The sequence below is a fragment of the Immundisolibacter sp. genome (assembly GCF_014359565.1).
Taxonomy (GTDB): Bacteria; Pseudomonadota; Gammaproteobacteria; order Immundisolibacterales; family Immundisolibacteraceae; genus Immundisolibacter.
Genome location: NZ_JACIZD010000006.1, coordinates 95,978 through 120,483, shown reverse-complemented (window position 1 = coordinate 120,483; position 24,506 = coordinate 95,978). Strand labels below are relative to the sequence as shown.

Annotated in this window: 20 protein-coding genes; 9 read left to right on the top strand and 11 right to left on the bottom strand. The window is 66.9% G+C overall.

Going from position 1 to position 24,506, the window contains the following annotated elements; genetic code table 11:
• Nucleotides 1-877: 877 nt before the first annotated feature.
• A complete protein-coding gene (locus tag H5U26_RS09585) occupies nucleotides 878-2,578 on the top strand; it encodes a SulP family inorganic anion transporter (RefSeq protein ID WP_290619056.1) in 1,701 nt (566 codons plus the stop codon).
• 242 nt (nucleotides 2,579-2,820) lie between these two features.
• Here H5U26_RS09585 and H5U26_RS09580 read toward each other — a convergent pair whose 3' ends face one another.
• Entirely contained in the window at nucleotides 2,821-4,290 is a 1,470-nt protein-coding gene (locus H5U26_RS09580) for a UbiD family decarboxylase (protein WP_290619054.1), read from the bottom strand.
• A 299-nt stretch (nucleotides 4,291-4,589) separates the two neighbouring features.
• Here H5U26_RS09580 and H5U26_RS09575 point away from each other — a divergent pair, with 299 nt between their 5' ends.
• A complete protein-coding gene (locus H5U26_RS09575; RefSeq protein WP_290619052.1) occupies nucleotides 4,590-5,411 on the top strand; it encodes a p-hydroxycinnamoyl CoA hydratase/lyase in 822 nt (273 codons plus the stop codon).
• Between the two features lie 177 nt (nucleotides 5,412-5,588).
• Here H5U26_RS09575 and H5U26_RS09570 read toward each other — a convergent pair whose 3' ends face one another.
• The 6 genes from H5U26_RS09570 to edd all read right to left on the bottom strand — a co-directional run bounded on the left by H5U26_RS09570 (nucleotide 5,589) and on the right by edd (nucleotide 11,716).
• Entirely contained in the window at nucleotides 5,589-5,951 is a 363-nt protein-coding gene (locus H5U26_RS09570) for a hypothetical protein (protein ID WP_290619050.1), read from the bottom strand.
• Nucleotides 5,948-7,162 carry an aromatic ring-hydroxylating dioxygenase subunit alpha gene (locus H5U26_RS09565; RefSeq protein WP_290619048.1) on the bottom strand — a complete coding sequence of 405 codons (1,215 nt, stop codon included), beginning with the start codon at nucleotides 7,160-7,162 and terminating at the stop codon, nucleotides 5,948-5,950. Before H5U26_RS09565 ends, H5U26_RS09570 begins: the two co-directional genes overlap by 4 nt.
• Before the next feature lie 100 nt (nucleotides 7,163-7,262).
• Nucleotides 7,263-8,120 carry a 2-hydroxy-6-oxo-6-phenylhexa-2,4-dienoate hydrolase gene (gene bphD, locus H5U26_RS09560; protein WP_290619046.1) on the bottom strand — a complete coding sequence of 286 codons (858 nt, stop codon included), beginning with the start codon at nucleotides 8,118-8,120 and terminating at the stop codon, nucleotides 7,263-7,265.
• A gap of 210 nt (nucleotides 8,121-8,330) precedes the next feature.
• Nucleotides 8,331-9,137 (bottom strand): class III extradiol ring-cleavage dioxygenase, encoded by an 807-nt coding sequence (locus H5U26_RS09555; RefSeq protein ID WP_366055929.1) that lies wholly within the window; start codon nucleotides 9,135-9,137, stop codon nucleotides 8,331-8,333.
• 93 nt (nucleotides 9,138-9,230) lie between these two features.
• Nucleotides 9,231-9,851, bottom strand: coding sequence for a bifunctional 4-hydroxy-2-oxoglutarate aldolase/2-dehydro-3-deoxy-phosphogluconate aldolase (eda, locus tag H5U26_RS09550; protein WP_290619042.1), 621 nt, complete (start codon nucleotides 9,849-9,851; stop codon nucleotides 9,231-9,233).
• Nucleotides 9,848-11,716 (bottom strand): phosphogluconate dehydratase, encoded by a 1,869-nt coding sequence (gene edd / locus H5U26_RS09545; protein ID WP_290619039.1) that lies wholly within the window; start codon nucleotides 11,714-11,716, stop codon nucleotides 9,848-9,850. Before edd ends, eda begins: the two co-directional genes overlap by 4 nt.
• A 128-nt stretch (nucleotides 11,717-11,844) precedes the next feature.
• Between edd and zwf the strand changes: the two genes are divergently transcribed.
• Both zwf and pgl read left to right on the top strand, forming a co-directional pair.
• On the top strand, nucleotides 11,845-13,308 hold the full coding sequence (gene zwf, locus H5U26_RS09540; RefSeq protein WP_290619037.1) for a glucose-6-phosphate dehydrogenase: 1,464 nt from the start codon (nucleotides 11,845-11,847) through the stop codon (nucleotides 13,306-13,308).
• Nucleotides 13,308-14,006 (top strand): 6-phosphogluconolactonase, encoded by a 699-nt coding sequence (gene pgl, locus H5U26_RS09535; protein ID WP_290619035.1) that lies wholly within the window; start codon nucleotides 13,308-13,310, stop codon nucleotides 14,004-14,006. The genes zwf and pgl overlap by 1 nt, the downstream gene beginning before the upstream one ends.
• Nucleotides 14,007-14,040: 34 nt before the next feature.
• On the opposite strand, the gene H5U26_RS09530 is transcribed toward pgl, so the two are convergent.
• The 4 genes from H5U26_RS09530 to H5U26_RS09515 are packed head-to-tail and all read right to left on the bottom strand — an operon-like array spanning nucleotide 14,041 to nucleotide 17,571.
• Complete coding sequence (locus H5U26_RS09530; protein WP_290619033.1) at nucleotides 14,041-14,814, bottom strand: SDR family oxidoreductase; 774 nt, start codon at nucleotides 14,812-14,814, stop codon at nucleotides 14,041-14,043.
• 2 nt (nucleotides 14,815-14,816) lie between these two features.
• A complete protein-coding gene (locus H5U26_RS09525) occupies nucleotides 14,817-15,728 on the bottom strand; it encodes a VOC family protein (protein WP_290619031.1) in 912 nt (303 codons plus the stop codon).
• A gap of 30 nt (nucleotides 15,729-15,758) precedes the next feature.
• Nucleotides 15,759-16,241 carry an aromatic-ring-hydroxylating dioxygenase subunit beta gene (locus tag H5U26_RS09520; protein WP_290619029.1) on the bottom strand — a complete coding sequence of 161 codons (483 nt, stop codon included), beginning with the start codon at nucleotides 16,239-16,241 and terminating at the stop codon, nucleotides 15,759-15,761.
• Between the two features lie 34 nt (nucleotides 16,242-16,275).
• A complete protein-coding gene (locus tag H5U26_RS09515; RefSeq protein ID WP_290619027.1) occupies nucleotides 16,276-17,571 on the bottom strand; it encodes an aromatic ring-hydroxylating dioxygenase subunit alpha in 1,296 nt (431 codons plus the stop codon).
• A 161-nt stretch (nucleotides 17,572-17,732) separates the two neighbouring features.
• Between H5U26_RS09515 and H5U26_RS09510 the strand changes: the two genes are divergently transcribed.
• From H5U26_RS09510 to H5U26_RS09490, 5 genes are all read left to right on the top strand, one after another.
• A complete protein-coding gene (locus H5U26_RS09510; protein WP_290619025.1) occupies nucleotides 17,733-18,626 on the top strand; it encodes a transaldolase family protein in 894 nt (297 codons plus the stop codon).
• A 264-nt stretch (nucleotides 18,627-18,890) separates the two neighbouring features.
• A complete protein-coding gene (locus tag H5U26_RS09505) occupies nucleotides 18,891-20,678 on the top strand; it encodes an FAD-dependent oxidoreductase (RefSeq protein ID WP_290619023.1) in 1,788 nt (595 codons plus the stop codon).
• Entirely contained in the window at nucleotides 20,666-22,495 is a 1,830-nt protein-coding gene (locus H5U26_RS09500; RefSeq protein ID WP_290619021.1) for a 2-oxoacid:acceptor oxidoreductase subunit alpha, read from the top strand. The genes H5U26_RS09505 and H5U26_RS09500 overlap by 13 nt, the downstream gene beginning before the upstream one ends.
• On the top strand, nucleotides 22,492-23,547 hold the full coding sequence (locus H5U26_RS09495; RefSeq protein WP_290619019.1) for a 2-oxoacid:ferredoxin oxidoreductase subunit beta: 1,056 nt from the start codon (nucleotides 22,492-22,494) through the stop codon (nucleotides 23,545-23,547). The genes H5U26_RS09500 and H5U26_RS09495 overlap by 4 nt, the downstream gene beginning before the upstream one ends.
• Nucleotides 23,547-24,497, top strand: a complete 951-nt coding sequence (locus tag H5U26_RS09490; protein ID WP_290619017.1) for a DUF3179 domain-containing (seleno)protein — start codon at nucleotides 23,547-23,549, stop codon at nucleotides 24,495-24,497. Before H5U26_RS09495 ends, H5U26_RS09490 begins: the two co-directional genes overlap by 1 nt.
• Nucleotides 24,498-24,506 lie beyond the last annotated feature (9 nt).

The following is a 24,506-nucleotide window of genomic DNA, read 5'->3' as shown; positions in this document are numbered from 1 at the left end:
CTGTCCGAGGTCAGCCAGACCGCGCTCAACGACATCGCCCGGCTTCTGAACGGCCGTCCTCGAAAAACCTTGGACTGGAGAACACCGGACGAAGCCATGGCCGAAGAAATCGCCAATTTCTCAAATCGTGTTGCACTTGATTCTTGAATCCAAGCTCTGTCGTCACCACCCCAAGCTCAAATCGCTCGTCTAGCAATTCGCCAAAATTTTCGAATATCTCGATCATTTGTATATAGCGCTAACGTAAGTTATCCGACAAATGTCGGAGTAACAGTGTTATCAGAAACGTCCGATAACTTGGGCGTCATGTGCCAACCTCATGATTCATAACGTTCACCATGTCCGATAAGCTGGGCCTATACATGAACGCTGCTCCTGCCGATCCTTCGGTGCCCCGGCTGCCCAGGCTGTTTGATCAGCTTCGCGATCGTCTCCGGCTGAAGCACTTCAGCCTGCGTACCGATCGCGCATAGGCTCGATGGGTGAAAAGATACATCTACTTTCACGGCAAGCGCCACCTGACCACAGCCCGCGCAGGGCGCCATAACCGCAGGGCGTGCGCCGTATGATGGCTCCATTCGGTGCAACGGGGGCTTCGCCATATTGCACGCACCGTAGGAGCCCGGCTCCGCCGGGCGATCATCGCGCAGCGCAGCTGCGCTCCTACCAAGTCTGTCCAGGTGGCGGGTACTGGGAAATCCAATCCTGCCCTCGTGAACCTTGACCGGTCGTATGGGATACGCGGTGGTGTCACGCCGCAGGCCGTGAAACAGACGCACTCCGATTTGGCGCGCAGGGAATGGCTGGCGGCGGATCCGGCGTGCAGCGATTACCATGCTTGCCCGCAACGGGGCGGGGTTCGTCCACAAGGAGAATCGTGAGTCGCTGGACACGCTGGCTGCCCGGACTGCAGACCCTGAGTCGCTACGAAACTGCGTGGCTGCCACACGATGTGATGGCGGGGCTGGTTCTGACGACGATGCTGGTGCCGGTCGGGATCGCCTACGCGGTGGCCTCGGGCGTACCGGGAATCTACGGTCTGTACGCCACGATCGTCCCGCTGCTGGTCTACGCGCTGTTCGGTCCGAGCCGCATTCTGGTGCTGGGGCCGGACTCGTCCCTCGCGCCGGTGATTCTGGCGGTTGTGTTGCCGCTGTCGGGCGGCGACCCGCTGCGCGCGGTGGCGCTGGCCAGCATGATGGCGGTGGTGTCCGGACTGGTGTGCATCCTGATCGGGGTGCTGCGCCTGGGTTTCGTCACCGAGCTGCTGTCCAAGCCGATCCGCTACGGCTACATGAACGGCATCGCGCTGACGGTGCTGGTCAGCCAGCTGCCGACGCTGTTCGGCTTCTCGATCGACGGCGCCTGGCAGGTGCTCGATGTGGTGCGCATCGGTCAGGCGGTGCTGGACGGCAAAACCGACTGGACCACGTTTGCGGTGGGCGCCGGCACGCTGGGGACGATCCTGCTGCTGAAGCGATTCACGGCGGTTCCGGGACTCCTGATCGCGGTCGTGGGCGCGACCGTCGCGGTCGGTGTGCTGGGTCTGGACCACGGCGGCGGCGTGAGTGTGCTAGGCCCACTGCCGCCGGGTCTGCCATCGTTGACGCTGCCGTGGATTCGCCTCGCCGACGTGAGTCAGGTTGTGATCGGTGGCTGCGCGGTGGCCATGGTGGCGTTCGCCGACACCAGCGTCCTGTCGCGGGCCTATGCCGCAAAGACCCACTCCAGGGTCGATCCGAACCAGGAGATGATCGGCCTGGGCGCCGCCAATCTGGCCGCCGGACTGTGCCAGGGATTCCCGATCAGCAGCAGCTCCTCGCGTACCCCGGTCGCAGAGGCCGCGGGCGCGAAAACCCAGCTCACCGGCGTGGTCGGTGCCGTGGCCGTTGCGTCGCTGCTGGTGCTGGCACCGGATCTGCTGCGGCACCTGCCGCACAGCGCACTGGCAGCGGTGGTGATCGCCTCGGCCATCGGCCTGTTCGAATTTCGGGATCTGCGCCGCATCTTTCGCATCCAGCGCTGGGAGTTCTGGCTGTCGATCGCCTGCTTCGTCGGCGTCGCCGTGCTGGGGGTGATTCCGGGTATCGGCCTGGCCATCATCGTCGCGGTGATCGAGTTTCTGTGGGACGGCTGGCGGCCCTATCACGCGGTGCTGGGCCGGGTCGAGGGCATCCGCGGCTACCACGACATCAGGCGCTACCCGGACGCACGGCTGATCCCCGGCCTGGTGCTGTTCCGCTGGGACGCGCCGCTGTTCTTCGCCAACGCCGAGTTGTTCCACCAGCGGGTTCTGGAGGCGATTGCGCAATCGCCGACGCCGGTGCGCCAGATCATCGTGTCCGCCGAGCCGGTCACCAGCGTCGACGTGACGGCCGCGGACATGCTTGTCGAACTCGAACAGGCATTGCGCGAGTCGGGGATCGAACTGCGTTTCGCCGAAATGAAGGATCCGGTCAAGGACAAGCTGAAGCGCTTCGAGCTGTTCGAGCGCTTCGGCGCCGAGAACTTCTACCCCACGCTGGGCGCCGCGGTCGACGCGTATCTGCACCATCACCGGGTGGACTGGGAACCCTGAGCGTGGCGCGACATCAGCACCCCGCCAGATGGAAAAACGGGCCGGACATCCCTGCCCCGCCCGCCGTTTACGAAGCGATGAAACCGCCTGGGGAAGCGCTGCATGAATCCATCCTGGATTTTTCAGCGCCCGGCACCTGTGAATAACTTGTAGGAGCGCAGATTCGCTGCGCGATTGATCGCCCGGCACAGCCGGGCTCCTACAGTCCGATGATCGCCCGGCACAGCCGGGACCCATTTTTTCTATCGCTGCAAGCCCCAGCGGGCGAAGTTGGCCAGCACCTTGTCCTTGATCGCTTCCGGATAGGTGTTCTTGAAGGCCAGGCGGTGCGGGCGCTGCTCGGCCTTCCACTCGATCGGCCAGGTGCAATCCAGCAGCACGTTGCCGCCACCGGCGCCCAGCTCGCGCAGCGGATGGCCGGCGATGTAGGGCGTCAGCGGGCTGTTGACGTGGCCGGGATAAACGTGGATGTCGCGCACCGGGTTGCACTTGGTGCACATGGCGTGGAACACCTCGCCCAGGTTCCAGGGGTCGATGTCCTCGTCCACCACGATCACGTAGGGGAAGTAGCTGGCGTTGCGGTCGGCCCAGCTGATGCTCGAAATCAATTGCGGAATGCCGGCGTACGGCGTCTTGGTGGACACCACCACCGCGTGACAGCCGCTGAATTCCGGCACCGCCACGTCGATGATCGGCACGCCCTTGGCGCGCAGGGCTTCCTTGACGCTGGCGGCGACTTCCAGCACCCACATGACGGCGTCGTCCACCGGCACGCCCAGGCAGGTGGCCGGCAGGATGGGGTTGTTGCGATAGGTGAGCGCCGTCAGGCGGAACACCGGCCGGGCGTTGGTGCCGGAAACGACGTAACCGGGGTACTCGCCGAACGGCCCTTCTTCCTTCTCATCGCCGGGGCTGACGGTGCCTTCCAGCACGATTTCGGCGTTCGCTGGCACGTACAGGTCCACCGTCTTGCACTTGACCAGCTTGACCGGCTCGCCACGAATGCCGCCGACCACGTCCACTTCCGACACGCCGGGCGGCACGCTGGATGAGGCCACGATGTTGTGCATCGGATCGCCGCCAAAGAACATGGCGTATTCCATTACCTTGTCCGCGGCGCGGTATTTCTTGAGGATTTGGCCGCCCTGGTTCAGCGGGCCCAGCCACAGGCCGGTGCTCTTCTTGTCGTGCTTCATGCCGCGGTAGGTGCCCCAGTTCACCCAGTCGCTGTCGAAATCCTTGCACACGCCGATGTTGAGGGTGCCGATGTACGGCCCGCCGTCCTGCGGATGCAGCTTGGCCACCGGCAGCAGGTCCAGGTCCACGGCCTCGCCCAGCAGCACGTTTTCCTGGCAGCTGCCGGTCGGTACGACCACCGGCTTGATGCGCTTGCCGTGCAGGGCATCGGCGAACACGTCGGTCAGCACTGAATACGGCGTGTCCGGCGGCAGGCCGAAGGCGACGGCGATGCGCTCCTTGGTGGCGAACGGCCCACCCAGCAGGCTCGAACCGGGCATGGCGCCTTTCAGATTGGTGAACCACTGCGCCGGGGACTGGCGCTCGTTGGCCAGGCGCATGATGGCGCCGGCTTCGGTCTGCGGGTCGATCTCGTCGGCGATTTTCACCAGATGGCCGGTGCGCTCCAGCTCGTTGAGCCAGGCGCGAAAGTCCATCAGGCCGGTGTGGGTGGGGTGGCTGGTGGTCTGGTCCATGTCTCTCCTCCGGGTGTTTATAAGCTTCAGTGGTCGGCATCCTCCATGGACTTGTCGCAGCGCCTCGTGCACTGCCGGCCGCAAGTAAACGGCCAGCCCGGACCCGGCGAACCCGGACCCAGCCTCTGGCTCTTATAGACCTGCCCACCGGGGCGCGCAAGCGGTTTTCGCCCCGCGAAGGAACTTAAACGAATGTTAAATTAGCGACGCGGTAGCGCATCTGGAAAACGGTGCGTATCGCCGACGCCGGGGCAGCGCCGATCGCCCGCCTTTATCAACGACAAGATGGAAGGAGAACCATGAGCACCTATCAGACCGTCCTGCTGGACATCCGGGACAACGCCGCCTACGTCACCTTCAACCGGCCGGAAAAACGCAACTGCATGAGCCCCACCCTGCATGCGGAAATGTGCAAGGTGCTGGACGAGATCGAAAAGGCCCGCTGCAAGGTGATCGTGCTGACCGGTGCGGGCGACGCGTTTTGCGCCGGCATGGACCTGGAACAGTGCTTCCTCGAGCCGTTCGACAAGCCCGAACTGATGGCCGAGATCAACAACAACGCGTTCGGCTGGTTCACGCGCATCAAGAAAATCTCCGCCGTCACCATCGGCAAGGTCAACGGCTGGTGCTTTGGCGGTGGCATGGCGCTGGCCGGCGTGCTGGACATCGTAATCGCCGCCGACGAGTCGACCTGGGGCCTGTCCGAAATCAACTTCGGTATCTTCCCCGGCGGCGGCACCACCTGGGCCTACGCCAACAACATGCCCTCGCGCAAGAAGGCCCTCTACTACGCCCTGACCGGCGAGACCTTCACCGGCAAGCAGGCGCACGACCTGGGTTACGCCATCAAATCGGTGCCGCTGGCGCAGCTGGACGCCGAGACCGACCGCGTGGTCAAGCTGCTGACCCGCTTGGGCCGCGTGGTGCTCGGCAAGACCAAGGAGGTCTACGAGAAGGTGCTGGACATGGACTTCGAGGCCGCCATCGACTACGAAATGGCCAAGATGTGGGAACTGTCCCGCGAGACCAACGACGATTGGGTGCGCACGGCGCTGGTGTCGTTCAAGAAGCGCGAGTTCAAGCCCGGCCTGCAGTCCTACGAGCTCAAGCGGGACGTCTGAGCGACTCGCGAATTGGCGCGCGGAACGGGAACGCACGCCCGGCCTGCGGCGGCCCGCCAAACTGTGAATAACTTTGTAGGAGCGCAGCTTCGCTGCGCGATATCGCCCGGCATAGCCGGGCTCCTACAGTTTTTTGATGCCTTGTTGCGGCCGGCGCTGCGGGAAACGCTGAATGATTCAGGTGTTTCCCGGATTCAACATCGCCTCGGCCCGCCCCGGGAACACCACCATGCTCTCGGGTGTCGTGGCATGCGGCGGTCCGGGCTGGTGGAAGGCCTCCACGGCCATGGCCGATTCCATGAACGACAGCGCCAGGTACAGCAGCGGCTTTTGCTCGGCCGGCAGTTCAGCCAGCGGCCATTGATCCAGATGCGCGGCGATGGCCGGCATTTCCTCCACCAGCGCCCGGTAGAGGCCGACAAGTTCGTCCATGGAGGCCGATAGGCGGCGGCGCATGCGTGCGTCTTCGCTGGGCAGCGCAAAGGACAGCCAGGATTCCAGGTGCGCGAACGGCTTTGGCAACGCGGTCGCGGCGCTCATTTCGCCAGCTCCTTGCCGCAGCGGGCGGCGACCGTGTGGTACAGGTGGCGCACGGCAATTTCCTGGTCCGACAGCATCATCTGGCGGATCGCGCCGGAGCGCAGCGAGCGGTGCGTGGCCTCGTTGGTGGCCAGGTCCTCGCGCGACAGGTCCCGCAGCACGATCTTGCTGTATTCCTGACTGATCATTTCCGATGCCCGCTGCGGCATCGGGAAGTAATAGGCCAGCTCGTAGACGGTCTTGTCGTGCGCGACCGGCCAGAAGGCATCCACGTAATACCAGCCGGCGCCGACGTTGATGCGCGAGTACGGAAAAATGATGTTCAGGTCGAAGCCCCAGTCGCGCACTTGCGCCTGCGCGGTGCCGGGAAACGCCTGCGCCGCCTCGCCGCCCTGCGTGAAGGTGGCACCAAAACCGAAGGCCAGCTTCTCGGCCGGGCTCAGGTCGTGCGGCGCCAGGTGGACGGACACCGACTGGTTGCCGTTTTCCTGCAGCTTGATGCGCTGCACGGCCAGGTACGGATCCTCCGGGCTGATGCACTGGCCGACCGACAGCTTGTGCACGAAGGCACCGTGGTAGGACTCCTGGAAGGCGTTCATGGTCACCTTCCAGTTGGCATTGACGGCGTAGCGGTAGCGGCCTGCCAGCACCATCTGCTCGAACGGAAACGGTTTCAGGTCCTGGTTGAACTCGGCCATGGCCAGCTCCAGCGTCTGCGCCGGTCGCTTGGCCAGGTTCACGAAAATGAATCCGCGCCAGGTATCCAGGTGCACCGCCGGCAGGCCCAGGGCGGATTTGTCGAGGTTGTGGAATCGCTGCTCGTCGGTGACGAAGGCCAGCCGGCCGCGGGTGTCGAAGGTCCAGCCGTGAAAGTTGCACTGAAAGCCCTTGCAATGGCCGGCGCCCTCCTCCGCCAGCTGGTTGCCGCGGTGCGTGCAGACGTTGTGGAAGGCCCGCAGTTTGCCGTCATCGCCGCGCACCACCAGGATGGAGGCGTCCTGGGCTTCCAGGTAGCGCACGAAATAGTCGCCGGGCTTGGGCAGATCCTCCTCGCGCAGGATCAGGTTCACCCACATGCCGCGAAAGATGCGCTCGCGCTCCAGCTCGAAGAACGCCGGGTCGACCGCCGAGCTGACCGGCACCGGCCCGGTGCCCAGCTGCGGATAGCGCGGCGCGAACGGCCGCGGGTTCAGGTTCGCGGGACTGTTCATGGGCACATCTCCTCCAGGAGACACTGCCGGGGCCGTCTGTCGCAGCCTCTGGCGGGTACCGGGCAGCACCGTGCCGCCCGGATTTTTTGTCACTGCATCATCAATGCGCCAGGAAATCCAGCACCAGACGGTTGAAGGCCGCGGCGTGCTCGAACTGCACCCAGTGCCCGCAGCGCGAGAACACGTGCAGCTGCGCGTCCTGCAGCAGGTTGATCAGCTTCAGGCCGTGGTCGAGTGGCACAAAGCGGTCATCGCGTCCCCAGGTGACCAGCGTGCGGTGCTTGATCGCCGGCACCCGATGGCTGACATCCCAGGCGGCCAGGGACGCGCGCTGAAAGCTGGTGACGAAGTTCTCCAGATGCCGCAGGTTGCCCTCGATGTTGGCCCAGCGGCCCTTGCGCAGGTCTTCGGTCAACGCGTTCTGGTCGAACACGAACACCTCGAGCATGGCGTTGAAGTTCTCCCAGGTCGGCTGGGCATACAGGCGCATCATCCGCTTGATGCCCTCCTGCGGGTTCGGCTGCACCAGGCTCGGCCCCAGGCCGCCCGGGCCCATGAGGATCAGCTTGTCCAGGCGGTCCGGGTACTCGAGCGCGAAGTTCAGCGCCGTGGCGCCGCCCATGGAGTTGCCGATCAGGTGCACCTTGCCTATTCCCAGGCCGTCCATCAGCCCCTTGACCGCCTGCGCGTTCAGCAGGCCGCGCTGCACGTCCGACACGATCTCGTCGGACTTACCGAAGCCCGGGCAGTCCGGCAGGATCACCCGGTAACCGGCGTCCACGAACGAGCCGATGTTGCGGTTGAAGTTGCTCCAGCCGGTGGCGCCCGGTCCGCCGCCGTGCAGCATGATGACCACTTCGCCCTGGCCGGCATCGTTGTAATGAATCTTGAAGCCGTTGAGGTTGCCCTCGGTGACGGTGGCGGATTTGCTGGTGGACGCGTCGGTCAGGTCGGCCATGATCGTTCTCCTCGTTGCGAAAGCTGACAGGGGTGATGGTCGGGCGGGGCGACGGCCGGGAGACACCGGCCGTGGCAAGCCGCCATGGACAGGCGGCGCCGCGTGCCGGTCGTTTTTCTGCCGGCCCGCCCGGCAAGGATATTAGCGGAACCGGCTAAATGCCGCCCCGGGCTGGTTGGCGCTCGTTCCGCCGCCCGGCGGGCCCGGCCTTCAGGCGCCGAAGGCGAAGGCCGACACGGTGGCGCCCAACACCCGGTCCTGAAACACCCGCCGGCCCGGATCGCCGCCGCCGGCCCCGGCGGCCACCATGAGCGGCAGCAGGTGTTCCTCGCGGGGATGGCTGCTGCGTGCGGCCGGTGCCTGTTCCCAGTCGGCCAGCAGCCTGCTGCGCGCGGCCGGCTCAGCCGTGCAGGCATCGCCCAGCCAGCTGTCGAAGGCCAGCGAATCGCGCGCCGGGTCCGCGCCGCCCATCAGGCCGCGCATGTTGTGATAACTCATGCCGCTGCCGACGATCAGCACGCCCTCGTCGCGCAGCGGTTCGAGCAAGACGCCGATCGCCAGATGCGCGGCGGCGTCCAGGTTGGCGTGCAGGGACAGCTGCACGATTGGCACGTCGGCTTCCGGATAAACCAGCAAGAACGGCACGAACACGCCGTGATCCAGGCCGCGCTCGGTTTCGGCGCGGGTCGGCACCCCGCCCGCTTGCAGCAACTCGCGCACCCGGGCTGCCAGCGCCGGATCGCCGGGCGCCGGGTATTTGAGCTGATAGGTATGCGGCGGGAAGCCGTAGTAGTCGAACAGCAGCGGCGGCCGGGCCTGGACGTTGACGCTGACCACGGGCTCTTCCCAGTGGCCGGAAATCAACAACACCGCCCGCGGCCGCTGGCCGAGCCCGGCGTCGATGCCGCGCAACCAGGCGGCCATGCGATCCCAGGTGTCCGGCGGGTTCCAGTCCATGAAAAAGCACGGCCCACCGCCGTGCGGGATGTAGAGCGTGGGCAGTCGTGGCACAGGCAGGCTCCGCATGAGGATTCCGGCCCACGATGATGCCTGCGCGGGGCGCGCCATGCAGCACCACAGGCCGTCAGCCCGTGCGGCTTCCGCGTTTCGCTAGCGAAGCCTGGAGGCGGCCTTGGCCAGCGCCGTGATGGCCGGCCAGTCGCCCGCCTGCACCAAGGCCTTGGGCGCCAGCCAGGAGCCGCCCACACAGGCCACGTTGGGCAGCGCCAGGTACTGCGGCGCGCTGGCGGCGTCGATGCCGCCGGTCGGACAGAAGACCATGTCGGCAAACGGTCCATACAGGGCCTTGAGCATGCCGAGGCCGCCGGCCACCGCGGCCGGGAACAGCTTGCAGGCGGTGAGCCCGGCGGCGCGGGCCGTCATCACGTCCGACGGCGTCATGGTGCCGGGCAGCAGCGGCAGGCCGGTTTGGCGGGCCGCCTCCAGCAGGCTGGCGGTCAGGCCCGGGCTGACGCCAAACACCGCCCCGGCGGCCTTGGAATCGGCCAGATCCTGCGGCGATGTAATCGTGCCGACGCCGACCACGGCCTCCGGCACCGCCGCGCACATGGCGCGCACGGCATCCAGCGCCACCGGCGTGCGCAGGGTCACTTCCAGCACGCGGATGCCGCCGGCCACCAGCGCCCGCGCCAGCGGCACGGCCTGGTCGAGCTCGTCGATGACCAGCACCGGCATGACCGGGCCCAGGCGCAGGATGTCGATCACGCTCATGCCCCCACCTCCACCGCCATGAGCGGCGCGCCGACCGACGGCGGCGGACAGGCGGCAATGAAGCCCCCACCCTGTTCGGCGTTCACGGCCAAGGCGCGGGCAAAGCCGAACAACTCGCGCCCGCAGCCCCAGTGCGCGCCATCGAGATCGGGAACCGTCGGCACGCGCGCCGCCCATTCGGCGTCCGGCACCAGCGTGGTCAGCTCGCCGCGTTCGGCATCCACACGCAGCAGGTCGCCATCGCGCACCCGCGCCAGCGGTCCGCCGGCCAGGCATTCCGGGCTCACATGAATCGCCGCCGGCACCTTGCCCGAGGCCCCGGACATGCGCCCGTCAGTGACCAGCGCGACCTTGAAGCCGCGGTCCTGCAACACGCCCAGCGTCGGCGTCAGCTTGTGCAGCTCGGGCATGCCGTTGGCGCGCGGGCCCTGAAAACGCACCACGGCCACGAAATCCCGTTCCAGCTCGCCGCGCTTGAAGGCCGCCTGCAGGGCCTCCTGGGTATCGAACACCCGCGCCGGGGCCTGCACCACGCGGTGCTGCGCGGCGACCGCCGAGGTCTTGATGACGGCCCGGCCGAGCCGGCCGGTGAGCACCCGCAGCCCGCCATCGGGGCTGAACGGATCGGTTAGCGGACGCAGGATGCTCGTGTCCCCACTGGTCGCCGGTGCATCGCGCCAGGCCAGTTGGCCCTCGGCATCCAGGTACGGCGCCTGAGCGTAATCGGCGAGGTCCGACCCGGCCACGGTGCAGACCTCGCGGTGCAGCAACCCGCCGCCAAGCAGCTCCCGCACCACGAAAGCCATGCCGCCGGCGGCGTGGAACTGGTTCACGTCGGCGCTGCCGTTCGGATAGACCCGCGCCAGCAGCGGCACCACGGACGACAGCTCGGCCAGATCGTCCCAGTCGACGACGATGCCGGCCGCCGCGGCAATGGCCGGCACATGCAGCGCGTGATTGGTGGAGCCGCCGGTGGCCAGCAGGCCGACCATGCCGTTGACGATCGAGCGCTCGTCCACCACCTCGTACAGCGGCGCAAGGTGTTCGCCGCGGGCAAGCTGCACCGCACGCCGTCCGGCCTGCGCCGTCAGCGCATCGCGCAGCGGCGTGCCGGGATTCACGAAGGCGGTGCCCGGCAGGTGCAGGCCCATCAGCTCCATCAGCATCTGGTTGGTGTTGGCGGTGCCGTAGAAGGTGCAGGTGCCGGGCGCGTGATAGGCGCGCGATTCAGCCTCCAGCAAGCCCTCGCGGCCGATCTTGCCCTCGGCATACAACTGGCGGATTTTCGCCTTCTCGGCGTTGGGCAGGCCGGACGGCATCGGCCCGCCCGGCACGAAGATCACCGGCAGGTGGCCAAAGGCCAGGGCGCCGATCAGCAACCCCGGCACGATCTTGTCGCACACGCCCAGGCACAGCGCGCCGTCGAACACGTTGTGCGACAGTGCCACGGCGGTGGCCAGGGCGATCGTGTCGCGCGAGAACAGCGACAGATCCATGCCGGCCTCACCCTGCGTGACGCCGTCGCACATGGCCGGCACGCCGCCGGCGAACTGCGCCACGGCGCCCATTTCCGCCGCTGCCTTCTTGAGGATGGCCGGGTAGGTTTCGAGCGGTTGGTGGGCCGACAGCATGTCGTTGTAGGCGGATACGATGGCGATGTTGACCGCCTCGCCGCCGGTCAGGGCGGCCTTGTCGGACGTGCCGGCCGCCGCGCAGGCATGCGCCAGGTTGGCGCAGGGCAGGCCCTTGCGCACCGGACCCGCACGCCGCGCGTGTGTCATGCGGGCAAGGTACGCTTGCCGGGTCGGCTGGCTGCGGCGGCGGATGCGTTCGGTAACCGCCGCGATTACCGGGTGGATGGCCATGCGCAATCTCCTGTGGTGCGTGGGGCGCTGCGGCGCCCGAGCGAGCCGGCCCGGCAAGGGTTCTGGCATGAAAACAGCAATCCCGATGCCAGACCTGTGAACCAGCCCGAGGGCCACGGAGCGCAATGATGAGTCCCCTGCAAGACTTTGACCTGATTTTCTTTGGCGCCACCGGCGATCTTGCCCTGCGCAAACTGCTGCCGGCGCTGTATTACGCCTTTCGCGACAACAAGCGCCCGGCCGGCTGGCGCATTCTGGGCCTGGCCCGGCGCGGCCTGAGCCGTGAAGAGTATCTGGGGCTGCTCAGCGACAACTGCCGCCAGTTCATCCCCGCCGCCGATTTCGACGACGCCACCTGGGGCGACTTCTGCGCCCATATCGACTACCTGCCGGTAGATGGCACCAACCCGGACGGCTTTTCCGCCCTGCCGGCGTGGTTCCAGAACCGTGCCGATCGGGTGCGGGTGTTTTATCTTTCGACCGCCGCCCGGCTGTTCGGACCGATCTGCGAGGGCCTGGCCCGGCACGGCTTGGTCACGCCGCTGACCCGGGTGGTGCTCGAAAAACCGCTCGGCCACGACTGCGCCAGCGCCGAGGCCATCAACGAAGCCGTCGGCAGCATCTTTCCGGAACAGCAGATATTCCGCATCGACCACTACCTGGGCAAGGAGCCGGTGCAGAACCTGCTGGCGCTGCGCTTTGGCAATTCCATCTTCGAGCCGCTGTGGAACCGCGGCTCGGTGCGCGACGTGCAGATCACCATCGCCGAGCAGGTCGGCGCCGAGGGCCGCGGCGAGTACTACGATCCGTCCGGCGCCATGCGCGACATGGTGCAAAGCCACATGCTGCAGCTGCTGTGCATCGTGGCCATGGAGCCGCCAACCAGCATCAACGCCGACGCCGTGCGCGACGAAAAGCTCAAGGTGCTGCGCGCCCTGCGGCCGATCAACGCCGCCAACATCAAGGAAAAGACCGTGCGTGGTCAGTACCGCGCTGGCGCCGTGAACGGCAAGCCCGTGCCCGGCTACCTGGACGAACCGGGCATTCCCGCCGACAGCCGCACCGAAACCTACGTCGCCATCAAGGCCGAAGTCGACAACTGGCGCTGGTCGGGCGTGCCGTTCTTCCTGCGCACGGGAAAACGGCTGCCGGAGCGCATGGCCGAGATCGTGGTCAATTTCCACCCGGTGCCGCATGCCATCCTGCCGCAGTCGCCATCCTCGGGGGAGGCCAACCGGCTGGTCATCCGCCTGCAGCCGGACGAGGGCGTGAAGCTGTTCCTGCTGGTCAAGGTGCCCGGCGAGGGCATGCGCGTAAAACCGGTGGCGCTGGACCTGGACTTTGCCGAGACCTTCAAGCACCGCCAGTGGGAGGCCTACGAGCGCCTGCTGATGGAAGTCATCCAGGGCAATCTGACGCTGTTCATGCGCCGCGACGAGCTGGCCGCCGCCTGGCGCTGGGTCGATCCGATCCTGGAAGGCTGGCACGCGCTTGACGAACCACCCAAGCCCTACACCGCCGGCACCTGGGGCCCGGCCGCGGCGAGTGCGCTGATCCTGCGCGATGGCCTGGCCTGGCGCGAGGAGGCCTGATGGCTGTCCAGGAACGGCAGTTTTCCTCGCCATCAGAGGCCGCGGCCGCCCTGGCCGACGCAGTCAGCGCATCGCTGGCGGCCGCCCTCGCGGCGCGGGAACGCGCCAGCCTGGTGGTGTCCGGCGGACGCAGCCCGATCGGCTTTTTTCAGTGCCTGCGCGATGCCGAACTCGACTGGTCGCGGGTGTGGATCACGCTGGCCGACGAGCGCTGGGTGCCCGACGACCACCCGGACAGCAATGCCGCCCTGCTGCGCCAGCATCTGCTGCAAGGGGCTGCGGCAGCGGCCCATTTCGTGCCCCTGTGGAATGGCGCCGCGACGCCGGCGGCGGCCATTGCCGAGCGCACCGCGGCCCTGGCGCAGCTGCCGCAGCCGTTAGACTGCGTGGTCCTTGGCATGGGTGAGGACGGCCACACCGCGTCGCTGTTTCCCGGCGCGCCGGGCCTGGCCGCAGCGCTGGATCCCACCGGCGCGACCCTGCTGGCGGCCGTCGATCCACCGGCCGCGGCGCATCCACGGCTGAGCCTGACGCTCAGGGCCCTGCTCGGCTGTCGGCACATCCACCTGCCGCTGGCCGGTGCGTCCAAGCGGGCGGTTTATGCCCGCGCCCTGGCGCAGCGCGACCCGCTGCAGCTGCCGATCAGCGCGGTGCTGTGCCAGTCAGACGTGCCGGTGACGGTCTATCTGGCGCCCTGACGCCTTCTGATTGGTTCGGCGCGGCAGCCGCCGCTCACAGCATGGTGCTGCCGCCGTTGACGCTGATCACCTGCCCGGTCACGAACGATGCGGCCGGCGATGCCAGGAAGCTCACCACCGAGGCCACTTCGCTCATCTCACCGGGCCGGCCCTTGGGAATCACGCTGACGAACTTGTCGAACATCTGCGGGTAGGCCCGGATCAATTCGTCCACCTGCTCGGTGCGCACGGCGCACGGCGCGACGGTGTTGAAGGTGATGTCCTGGGCCGCGAATTCGCGCGCCAGGCCGGTGGTCAGGCCGTGCACGCCGCCCTTGGCGGCGTTGTAGGCGGCGTGGTCCCACAGGCCATTTCGCACCGAATCGGCGCCAATGCTGACCACCCGCCCATAGCCTTGCCGGAGCATGACCGGCAGCACCACGCGGCAGGCCCACAGCACCGTCCACAGGTTGCGGTCGATGGTGGTGTGCAGGGTCTCGGGCGTATGTTCGAGAAACGGCTTGATCACGCCGCCGCCGGCGTTGTTGACCAGGATGTCGATGCGGCCGAATGCCGCCAGCGCGGCCTCGACCATGCCCTGGTTGGCCGCCTCGGTGGCCAGATCCGCCACATGGCAGGCGGCGCGCACGCCGTATTCGCTGCCGATGGCGGCGGCGGTGGCCTGCAGCGTGTCGCCGTCCACGTCGGCCAGCAGCAGGTCGGCACCCTCGCGCGCCAGTTCGCGGGCGATGGCGCGGCCTATGCCCTTTGCCGCGCCGCTGACGATGGCCGCGCGGCCCCCGTGCAGGCCGGTTTGCGGACCACCCATCCTCAGCCCTCGCTGGCCGGCTCGAAGCGGCCGGTGGAGGCAAAACGCGGGTCGGGCACGTTGCCCCAGTAGTCGAGCGATTCGGGCCGCGCTTCGAGCACCCTTGCCTTGCGCGGGCGCTCCTCCGGGAACTCTTCCATGCCGAAGCTGTACTCCAGCGTCATGCCGTCCGGGTCCAGGAAGTACAGAAAGATGCTGCCCGACGGCGGATGCCGGCCGGGGCCATAGACGATCGGCACGTCGTGGCGCTTGACGCGCGTCAGCGCACAGCCGATGTCGTCCATGTCGGTGACCATGAAGTTGACGTGGTTCAGGCCCGGCTCCTTGCGCGTGGCGGCCGCGTTGCCGATGCCAAGCGAGTGGTGGTAAGGGTTCGGGAAGCAGCGCATGAAGGCGATGAAGCCGTCCACGTAGTCCGAGATGCGGAAATTGAGCGTTTCCTTGAAGAACTTGACCGCTTCCGGCCAGCGCTCGACGTTGAGCACCACGTGCCCCAGGCGGGCGATCTTGGTGACCGTGGGCGTGTAGGTGCTGCCGCGTTCGAGCTGGCCTTCGTAGAACTCGAAGGTCAGGCCGCTGAACGGCTCCTTGATGCGAATGGTGCGCTGCTGGCGCAGGGCGCGGCATTCTTCGGCCGGCAGCTCGACCGGATTCAGGCCAACCTTCTGCAGGTGCTCGAACAGGCGGTCGAGCTCCTCAGGCTGCTCCATTTCCCAGCCGACGCGCTTCAGACCCGGCTCGCCGCCTTGGTGCAGCACCACGTTGTGATGATCGGCGCTGCAGGCGAAGAAGGCCGGGCCGCCTTCGATCTGTTCATTAAGTTGCAGGCCAACGATGTCGCGGTAGAAGGGCACTGACCGCGACAGATCGGTGACGTTCAGTGCGACGTAACCGAGTTTCTTGTAACGAAACATGCTGTTTCTCCTCGCGTTTGGGCTTCGGTTCTAAAGGATCGCGCTGATCATGCCGTGCGGACGCAGGCCATCGATGTCCAGCATCACCCGCTTGCTGCGGATGCGCAGGCCGTCGGCGGTGCGCACCAGCTTGTGGATGGTGTGACACACGAAGGTATCCAGGTTCTGCCGCTTGGCGCGATACACCACCTGGTTGCTGGCCACCGTCAGGCCGGCTTCGTCCTGCTCCAGGATGCGCACGTTGTGGATGGTGTGGCGCACCTTGGAATGCGGGAACTCGACGTGCGCCGTGCGCCGGGTCAGGCGCTTGGCGCGCTGCACCAGGCGGTGGTGGTCGTCGTTGATGATGAACAGCGCTTCGGCCTTGTCGGCGTCCGGGATGTCCATCGGCGGCACCAGGTATTCGCCATCCTCGGTGAACAGCTCGGCCCACTCCATCGTCTTCCAGTCGTCCAGCAGGGCCGCCTCGTGGTAGAGAAAATCCTCCACGTCGGCCCGGGTCAGCAGTGCCATTGTCGTGTTTCCTTGTGTTTGACCAGAGCGTGCCTCAGCGGGCGGCGCCCATCAGTTCGTCCCAGCGAATCCAGAACGAGCGCATCTGCACCTCGTCGTCGCCCTGGTTGGCATCCGGCCGGTTCATGCCCTTGGAGATGTCGTTCCAGGCGACTTCCGGCATGTTCTGGTAGGCCTGCTGGCACAGCTCGAGCATTTCCACGTCGTCCGGCGTGGCAAAGCCGGCCGGTCCCAGGAACTCGTTGAAGTTGTACTGGCGCCAGGCGCGCATTTCCGGATGCTCGCCACGCGGCGCCAGCGACCAGGCGGTGACTTCCAGGTAGCCGGGCGTGACCGGCTGGAAGCTGCGGATGGTCAGCCCCATGATGTCGTTGATGATGAGGTTCGGAAAAATCAGGATGTTGCGGTTCCAGTTGGCGATGCGGTCGGCCCGCTGCTCGCCCAGGCGGCCGGCAAGCTCCGCCTTGACGCGCGCGATCTCCGCCTTGCCCGACTCGCCCCACTGCGGCACCCATTGCGCCACCGGCCGGCCCCACGGTGCCTGATACTCGATGACCGCGTGGCCGTTGCCCAGGCTCCTGCCGCCGCCGCCGACGTCGTGCGGATCGAAGTCCTCACGGAACACGCCGACCGTGGCGCGCAGGTAGTCGAAATAGGACGCGTGGGCGGTGATGGCGTGGTAGCCGTCGGCGCTGTTCTCGTACAGCAGCTTCCAGTTGGCGCGCATGGAATAGGCCTGCTCGCCGGGCGTGACTTCCATGCCCTGCCCGCCCTGGTCGGCCACCAGGTCCAGGTACTCGGCGGCGCCGGCAAGATAGGTCGTCAGGTCAACGGCGTTCGGGTCGAAATTCACGAACACGAAATCGCGGTAGGCCTCGACCTTGGCCGGCGAGATCAGGTCCTTGGCGCCATTGGCGAAGAAGTCGTCCGGAAAACCGCTGGCACCCGGCTGCTCGACCATGCCGCCGCGGGTGTCGAAGGTCCAGCCGTGATACGGGCAGGTCAGGCGCCTGGCGTTGCCCTGTTTCTCGCGGCACACCATGGCGCCGCGGTGGGTGCAGGTGTTGAAGTAGACCTTGGGCACGCCGTCCTCGCCGCGCCACAGGAACAGCTGCCGGCCGCCGACCTTGCGCGCCACGAAATCGCCGGCTTTCGGGATTTCCGACGCGTGACCGACGTACAGCCAGCAGCGCGCGAAAATCTCCTCCCGCTCCTTGTCCAGCACCGCCGGGTCCGTGAACGCCCAGCGCGGCACCAGAAATTCGCAGCGCTGCGGGTCGATACGGATGAAATGCGTGCCGCCGAAACCGGCTTCGAGGGGCTTGTTCATGAGGCGCTCCGGGACAGGAAAAAAGGGCCGGGACTGGCCGATCGGCCGTTTACTTTACGCGTGAATGGGCCATTTCCGGAAGGCAGTGCGGCGACGGCTTGACGCCGGGCAAGCCGGCGCGGGTTGCTAGAATCGGCCAGCCCGCACCACAGGAAACCGCCATGTTCAACCCCGCCGACTTCAGCCCCGCCATCCAGCAGCGCCGCCGCGTCATGCCGACCATCCGCGACCAGCGCCACCCGGCCGACCGGGCGCCGCGCATCTTTGCCGACAGCGCCGACATCCGCGACATCGAGCCGCTGTACCGGGCCGGCATCATCAACGGCGTGACCACCAATCCCACGCTGCTCAAAAAGGCGGGCGCCACCTCCTGGCAGCAGGCCAAGAGCATGCTGACCGACATCCTCCAGCTGCTGGCGCCGAACCCGGTGAGCCTGGAACTGACCGAACTGACGCAGGACGCGATGCTGGTGCAGGCGCAGGAACTGGCGGCCCTGGGCAGCAATGCGGTCATCAAGGTGCCCATCGGTGGCTACCGGACGGCCGACGCCGGCGCCGATCCGTTCACGGGCCTGAAGGTCATTCGCGCCCTGTGGGAGCAGGGCATCCACACCAACGCCACGCTGGTGTTCAACACCACGCAGGCCTTCTGGGCCGCCAACGCCGGCGCCAGTTGCGTGAGCCCATTCCTGGGGCGGGTGGCCGATTACCTGGCCAAACATGACGATCCGGCCGGCCCGCCGGGCAACTCGCTGTATCAGGTCGACGGCGAGACCCGTTTTTACAACACCGAATTCGTGGCCTGCGGTGGCCCGCGGCAGGATTCCGGTTCGCGGCTGGTGCAGGAAATCGTCACCGTGTTCGCGCACTACGACATCCGCAGCGAGGTGCTGGCCGCCAGCATCCGCAACCCGGCGCAGGTGTCCGAAATGCTGCTGGCCGGCGCCGACATCCTGACCGTGCCGGCCGCCATCCTGGCCGGCGTGGCCGACCATCCACTGACCGATCTGGGCATGCAGGCGTTCTGCGCCGACGCGGCGGTGTTCAGCGGCTGAAGCGCCAGCCCCGGGCAAAGAGTCGCCGCACAGCGCCGATAGGGAAACGCTGAGGTATTCAGTGTTTCCTGCAGCACAGGGACGCGCTGCCAAAATCGGTGGCTGCAAGCCATTGATTTTTTGAGCCATCGAAAAACCACGCTTTTCGATGGCGGGCGCTGAGAAATCCTGCATGGGTTCATTCAGCGCCTCCCCAGGGGGCCTTATGGTTCAATAAGGGAATTTTCTGTCCCCCCCACCCTGCCGTGCCAGCGGTCTCCGTCCTTGAAAAAAACAGACATCTCCGACCTGCAACATTTTCACAAGGTAGTCGACTGTCAATGGGCCTGCCCGGCCCACACCAACGTGCCCGAATACATCCGGCTGATCGCCGCCGGGCGCTACACCGACTCCTACATGCTGAACTGGTTCTCGAACGTGTTCCCGGGCGTGCTCGGGCGCACCTGCGACCGCCCCTGCGAGCCGGCCTGCCGGCGCGGCCGGGTGGAGGAAAAACCAGTCGCCATCTGTCGCTTGAAGCGCGTGGCGGCTGACTTCAAGGACGACATCAGCGACCGCCTGCCGGCCATTCCGAGCAAGAAAAACGGCAAGCGCGTGGCGCTGGTCGGCGCCGGTCCGGCCTCACTGGCGGTGGCGCGCGACCTGCTGCCGCTCGGTTACGAGGTGGTGCTGTACGAGAAGGATCAGCGCGGCGGCGGCGCCATGCGCACGCAGATTCCGGCCTTTCGCCTGCCCGAGTCGGTGCTGGACGAGGAAGTCGACCGCATTCTGGATTTCGGCGTCGAGTGCCACTTCGGCCAGCCGGTCCAGAGCATGGGCTGGCTGCTGAAGCAGGGTTTCGACGCGGTGTTCGTGGGCTCCGGCGCGCCGCGCGGGCGGGATCTGGACATCCCCGGCCGTCAGGAGGCCAGCGCCAACATCCACATCGGCATCGACTGGCTGGCCTCGGTGGCTTTCGAGCACATCAACACCATCGGCAAGCGCGTGGTGGTGATCGGCGGCGGCAACACGGCCATGGACTGCTGCCGCACCGCGCTGCGCCTGGGCGGCGAGCAGGTCACCGTGACCGTGCGCAGCGGCTTTGACGAGATGAAGGCCTCGCCCTGGGAGAAGGAAGATGCCATGCACGAGGGCATCCCGATCCTGGACTACCACGCGCCCAAGTCCTTCCAGATCGACAACGGCCGCCTGTCCGGCGTGTGGTTCGAGAAGATGCGCGCCGAGCGGGACGACAAGGGACGGCGCAGGCTGGTGCCGACCGGCGAACCGCTGGTGCTGATTCCCTGCGACGACGTACTGATGGCCATCGGCCAGGAAAACGCTTTCCCGTGGATCGAGCGCGACATCGGCATCGAATTCGACCAGTGGGACATGCCCAAGCTCGACGCCGACACCTTCCAGTCGACCCACCCGCAGGTGTTCTTCGGCGGCGACGCGGCATTCGGCCCCAAGAACATCATCTGGGCGGTGGCCCACGGCCACGCGGCGGCGATCTCCATGGATCTGCTGTGCCAGGGCAAGGACCTGCACGCCGACCGCCCGGCCAAGGGCGTGACCCTGGTCAGCCAGAAGATGGGCATGCACGACTGGAGCTACGGCAACGATTTTGCGGCCACGCAGCGCCTTGCCGTGCCGCACGCCGACAAGTTCAAGACTCTGAAGAACATCAAGGTCGAGGTGGAGCTGGGCTTCGACGCCGAAATGGCGCTCAAGGAAGCCGCCCGGTGTCTCAACTGCGACGTGCAGACGGTGTTCACCGAGAACCTATGCATCGAGTGCGATGCCTGCGTGGACATCTGCCCGGAAGACTGCATCACCTTCACCACCAACGGCGACGAGGCCGAGCTGCGCACGCGCCTGACGGCGCCGGCAACGAACCTCGACCAGCCGCTGTACGTGTCGGACCCGGTGCCGACCGGGCGGGTCATGGTCAAGGACGAGGACCTGTGCCTGCACTGCGGCTTCTGTGCCGAGCGCTGCCCGACCGGCGCCTGGGACATGCAGAAATCCATCCTCACCCTTCCGCAAGCAGGTGGCGTATGTCGCGTCTAGCCAAGGTCAACGAATTCGTACTGCGTTTCGCCAACGTCAACGGCACCGGCTCGGCCAGCGCCAACGGCCTGGTGGCGCGGGCACTGTTTCGCATGGGCCTGCCGGTGGGCCCGAAGAACATCTTCCCGTCCAACATCCAGGGCCTGCCGACCTGGTTCGAGATCCGCGTCAGCGAGGCCGGCTACACCGGCCGGCGCGGCACGGTGGACCTGATGGTGGCCATGAACGGCCAGACCTTCGCCCAGGACGTGCGCAGCGTGGAGCCGGGCGGCTACCTGCTGTACGACTCGTCCAAGCCACTGGCGCCCGAGCTGCGGCGGCCGGACATCAATTTCCTGGGCGTGCCGCTGACCGAGCTGGTGACGCGCCAGTTCGCCAACCCGCGCCAGCGCCTGCTGTTCAAGAACATCGCCTACGTCGGCGTCCTGTCGGCGCTGCTGGACATCGAGCCCGAGGTCGTCGAACAGCTGCTGCGCGAACAGTTCCAGGGCAAGGAAAAGCTGATTCCGCCCAACATGCAGGCCTTCGAGCTCGGCCGCGCGGCGGCGCTGGAGCGCTTTGCCTGCCCGCTGCCGATGCATGCGCAGCGGCGCGACGCGGTCGGCGACCGCATCCTGATGGACGGCAACTCGGCGGCGGGCCTGGGCTGCGTGTACGCCGGTGCGACGGTAGCCGCCTGGTACCCGATCACGCCGTCCACCTCGCTGGTGGACGCCTTCAGCGCCTACTGCGAGGACTACCGCGTCAACCCGGACGGCAGCAAGCGCTACGCCATCCTGCAGGCCGAAGACGAACTGGCCGCCATCGGCATGGTGGTCGGCGCGGCCTGGAACGGCGCGCGCTCGTTCACCGCCACCAGCGGGCCGGGCGTGTCGCTGATGACCGAGTTTTTGGGCCTGGCCTACTACGCGGAAATCCCGGTGGTGCTGTTCGACATCCAGCGCTGCGGGCCATCCACCGGCATGCCCACACGCACCCAGCAGTCGGATCTGCTGTCGTCGGCCTACGCCTCGCATGGCGACACCAAGCACGTGCTGCTGTTCCCGGCCTCGCCCAAGGAATGCTTCGACATGGCGGTGCAGGCCTTCGACCTGGCCGAGCGGCTGCAAACGCCGGTGCTGGTGATGAGCGATCTTGACCTTGGCATGAACGACTGGCTGTCGGAGCCGCTCACCTGGGACGACAGCTACCGGCCGGATCGCGGCAAGGTGCTGACCGCCCAGCAGCTGGAGGACGGCTTTCAGTTCTATCGCTATCTCGACGTCGACGGTGACGCCATTCCGTATCGCACCCTGCCCGGCACGCACCCGAGCAAGGGCGCGTTCTTCACCCGCGGCTCGGGGCACGATCGCCTGGGCGCCTACACCGAAGACGGCGACAAGTACCGGGACAACGTGGACCGCCTGCGGCGCAAGTTCGACACCGCCGCCACGCTGGTGCCGGATGCAGCCACCCTGCGCGACCACGGCAACAGCGCCGGCATCATCTACATCGGCACCACCGCCGAGGTGATACCCGAGGCGCTGGATGCGCTGACCGCGCAGGGCCTGGACGTGGATGCGCTGCGTGTGCGCGCCTTCCCGTTCACCCAGCGCGTGTACGACTTCATCGCCGCCCACGACACCGTATTCGTGGTCGACCAGAACCGCGACGGCCAGCTGCGCGCCATGCTGCTGATCGAGGGCAACCTCGACCCGGCCAGGCTGGTGTCGGTCCTGAGCTACGACGGCATGCCGGTCACCGCTGATCTGCTGGTCCACAGCATCAGCACGCACCTGGAACCGGTGCGCGCGCTCGCCATGGGAGCCTCCGCATGAGCTACCTGCCCAAGCCCAAGATTCACCACCCGCAGCTGCCCAAGAACACGCTGGGCCTGACCCGGCGCGATTACGAGGGTTCGCTGTCCACGCTGTGTGCCGGCTGTGGCCACGACTCGGTCAGTGCGGCGCTGATCCAGGCCTGCTTCGAGCTCGACCTGCCGCCGCACCGGGTCGGCAAGCTGTCCGGCATCGGCTGCTCTTCCAAGACGCCGACCTACTTCCTGGGCCCGGCGCACGGCTTCAACTCCGTGCACGGCCGCATGCCGTCGATCGCCTCCGGCGCCGCCGCCGCCAACCGCGACTTGGTCTACATCGGCGTCTCCGGCGACGGCGACACCGCCTCGATCGGCCTTGGCCAGTTCATCCACGCCATCCGGCGCGGCGTGAACATGCTGTACCTGGTCGAGAACAACGGCACCTATGGCCTGACCAAGGGCCAGTTCTCGGCCACTGCGGACGTCGGCTCCAAGAGCAAGGCCGGCAAGGCCAATCCGTACACGCCCATCGACCTGGTGCAGCTCGCCCTGCAGATGGGTGCCGGCTTCGTGGCGCGCAGCTTCTCCGGCGACAAGGAGCAGCTGGTGCCGTTGCTGAAGGCCGCCATCGCCTACCCGGGCTTTGCCTTCATCGACGTCATCTCGCCCTGCGTCACCTTCAACAACCACGAAGCCTCGACCAAGAGTTACAGCCATATCCGTCGCCACGACCGGCCGGTGATGGCGGCCGACTTCGTGCCGCTGGCGCAGGAAATCACCGCGGCCTATGCGCCGGGCGATCGCCACACGGTGACCCTGCACGATGGCTCGATGCTGCATCTGAAAAAACTGGCTGAGGACTACGACCCCTACGACCGTATCGGCGCCATGAACTACCTGCAGCGCCACCAGGCCGACGGCAGCGTGCTGACCGGCCTGCTGTACCTGGACGCCGAGCCGACCGAGATGCACGCCATGCTGGGCACCGATGCCGCCGCGCTGAACAGTCTGCCCCATGCCAGTCTGTGTCCGGGCGCGGCGCAGCTGGACGCCATCAACGCAGCGCTGCGTTGATGGCGCTGCGGGTCGGCCGCCGACTGGCGCTTGGCCTGCTGCTGGCAGGCAGCCTTGCCGCACGGGCGCAGCCAGCGACCGATGACTGGAATGGCTTTGACCTATCGGGCCTTGACCTGCCCGCGGCCGGCCTGGCCAATGGCGGACAGCCGCGCGACGGCATCCCGGCCTTGGACGATCCCAAGTTCAGACCGGCCAGCGACGTCGGCATGGGCTTCGAGGAACGTGTGGTCGGCGTGGTGATCGGCGGCGTCGCCCGCGCCTATCCGCGAAGCGTGCTGGTCTGGCACGAGGTGGTCAACGACCGCATCGGCGAACAGCCGTTTGTCCTCGTCTACAGCCCGCTGAGCGGCACCGTGGCGGGCTTCGATGCCCGATCCGCCGCGGGCGCCGACCGGTTCGGCGTCTCCGGGCTGGTCTACAACAGCGGCACGCTGCTGTTCGACCGCGCCAGCGAGTCACTCTGGCTGCCGATGGAAGGGCTGGCCATTGCCGGACCACGCAAGGGGCAACGGCTGACAGCCATCGACGCGACGGAAACCAGCTGGGCCGACTGGCTGACGCGCTACCCGAAAACCGAGGTGCTGACCGCAAACACCGGTCATGACCGCCCCTACGGCCGGGATCCCTACGCCGACTACGTCTCCGATAGCGAGCTGCGCTTCCCGGTGGCCGCGCGCAACGACCGCTATCACCCGAAGGAGCCGGTGCTCGTCCTGGGCCATGAGGGTCGCTACAAGGCCTATCCGTTCGTGGAACTGGCTGCCCACGACACAGCCTTCACGGACGAATTCGCCGGCACCACGTATCACATCGACTTCAACTACGCCGACCAGCGCGCGCTGGTCAGCGATGCCGACGGCAAGCCGGTACCCACGGCCACCGAATACTGGTTCGCATGGCATGCCGGCCACCCCAGCGACGCCGTATATCGCGCACGTCCGCCCTGAGGGGATGGC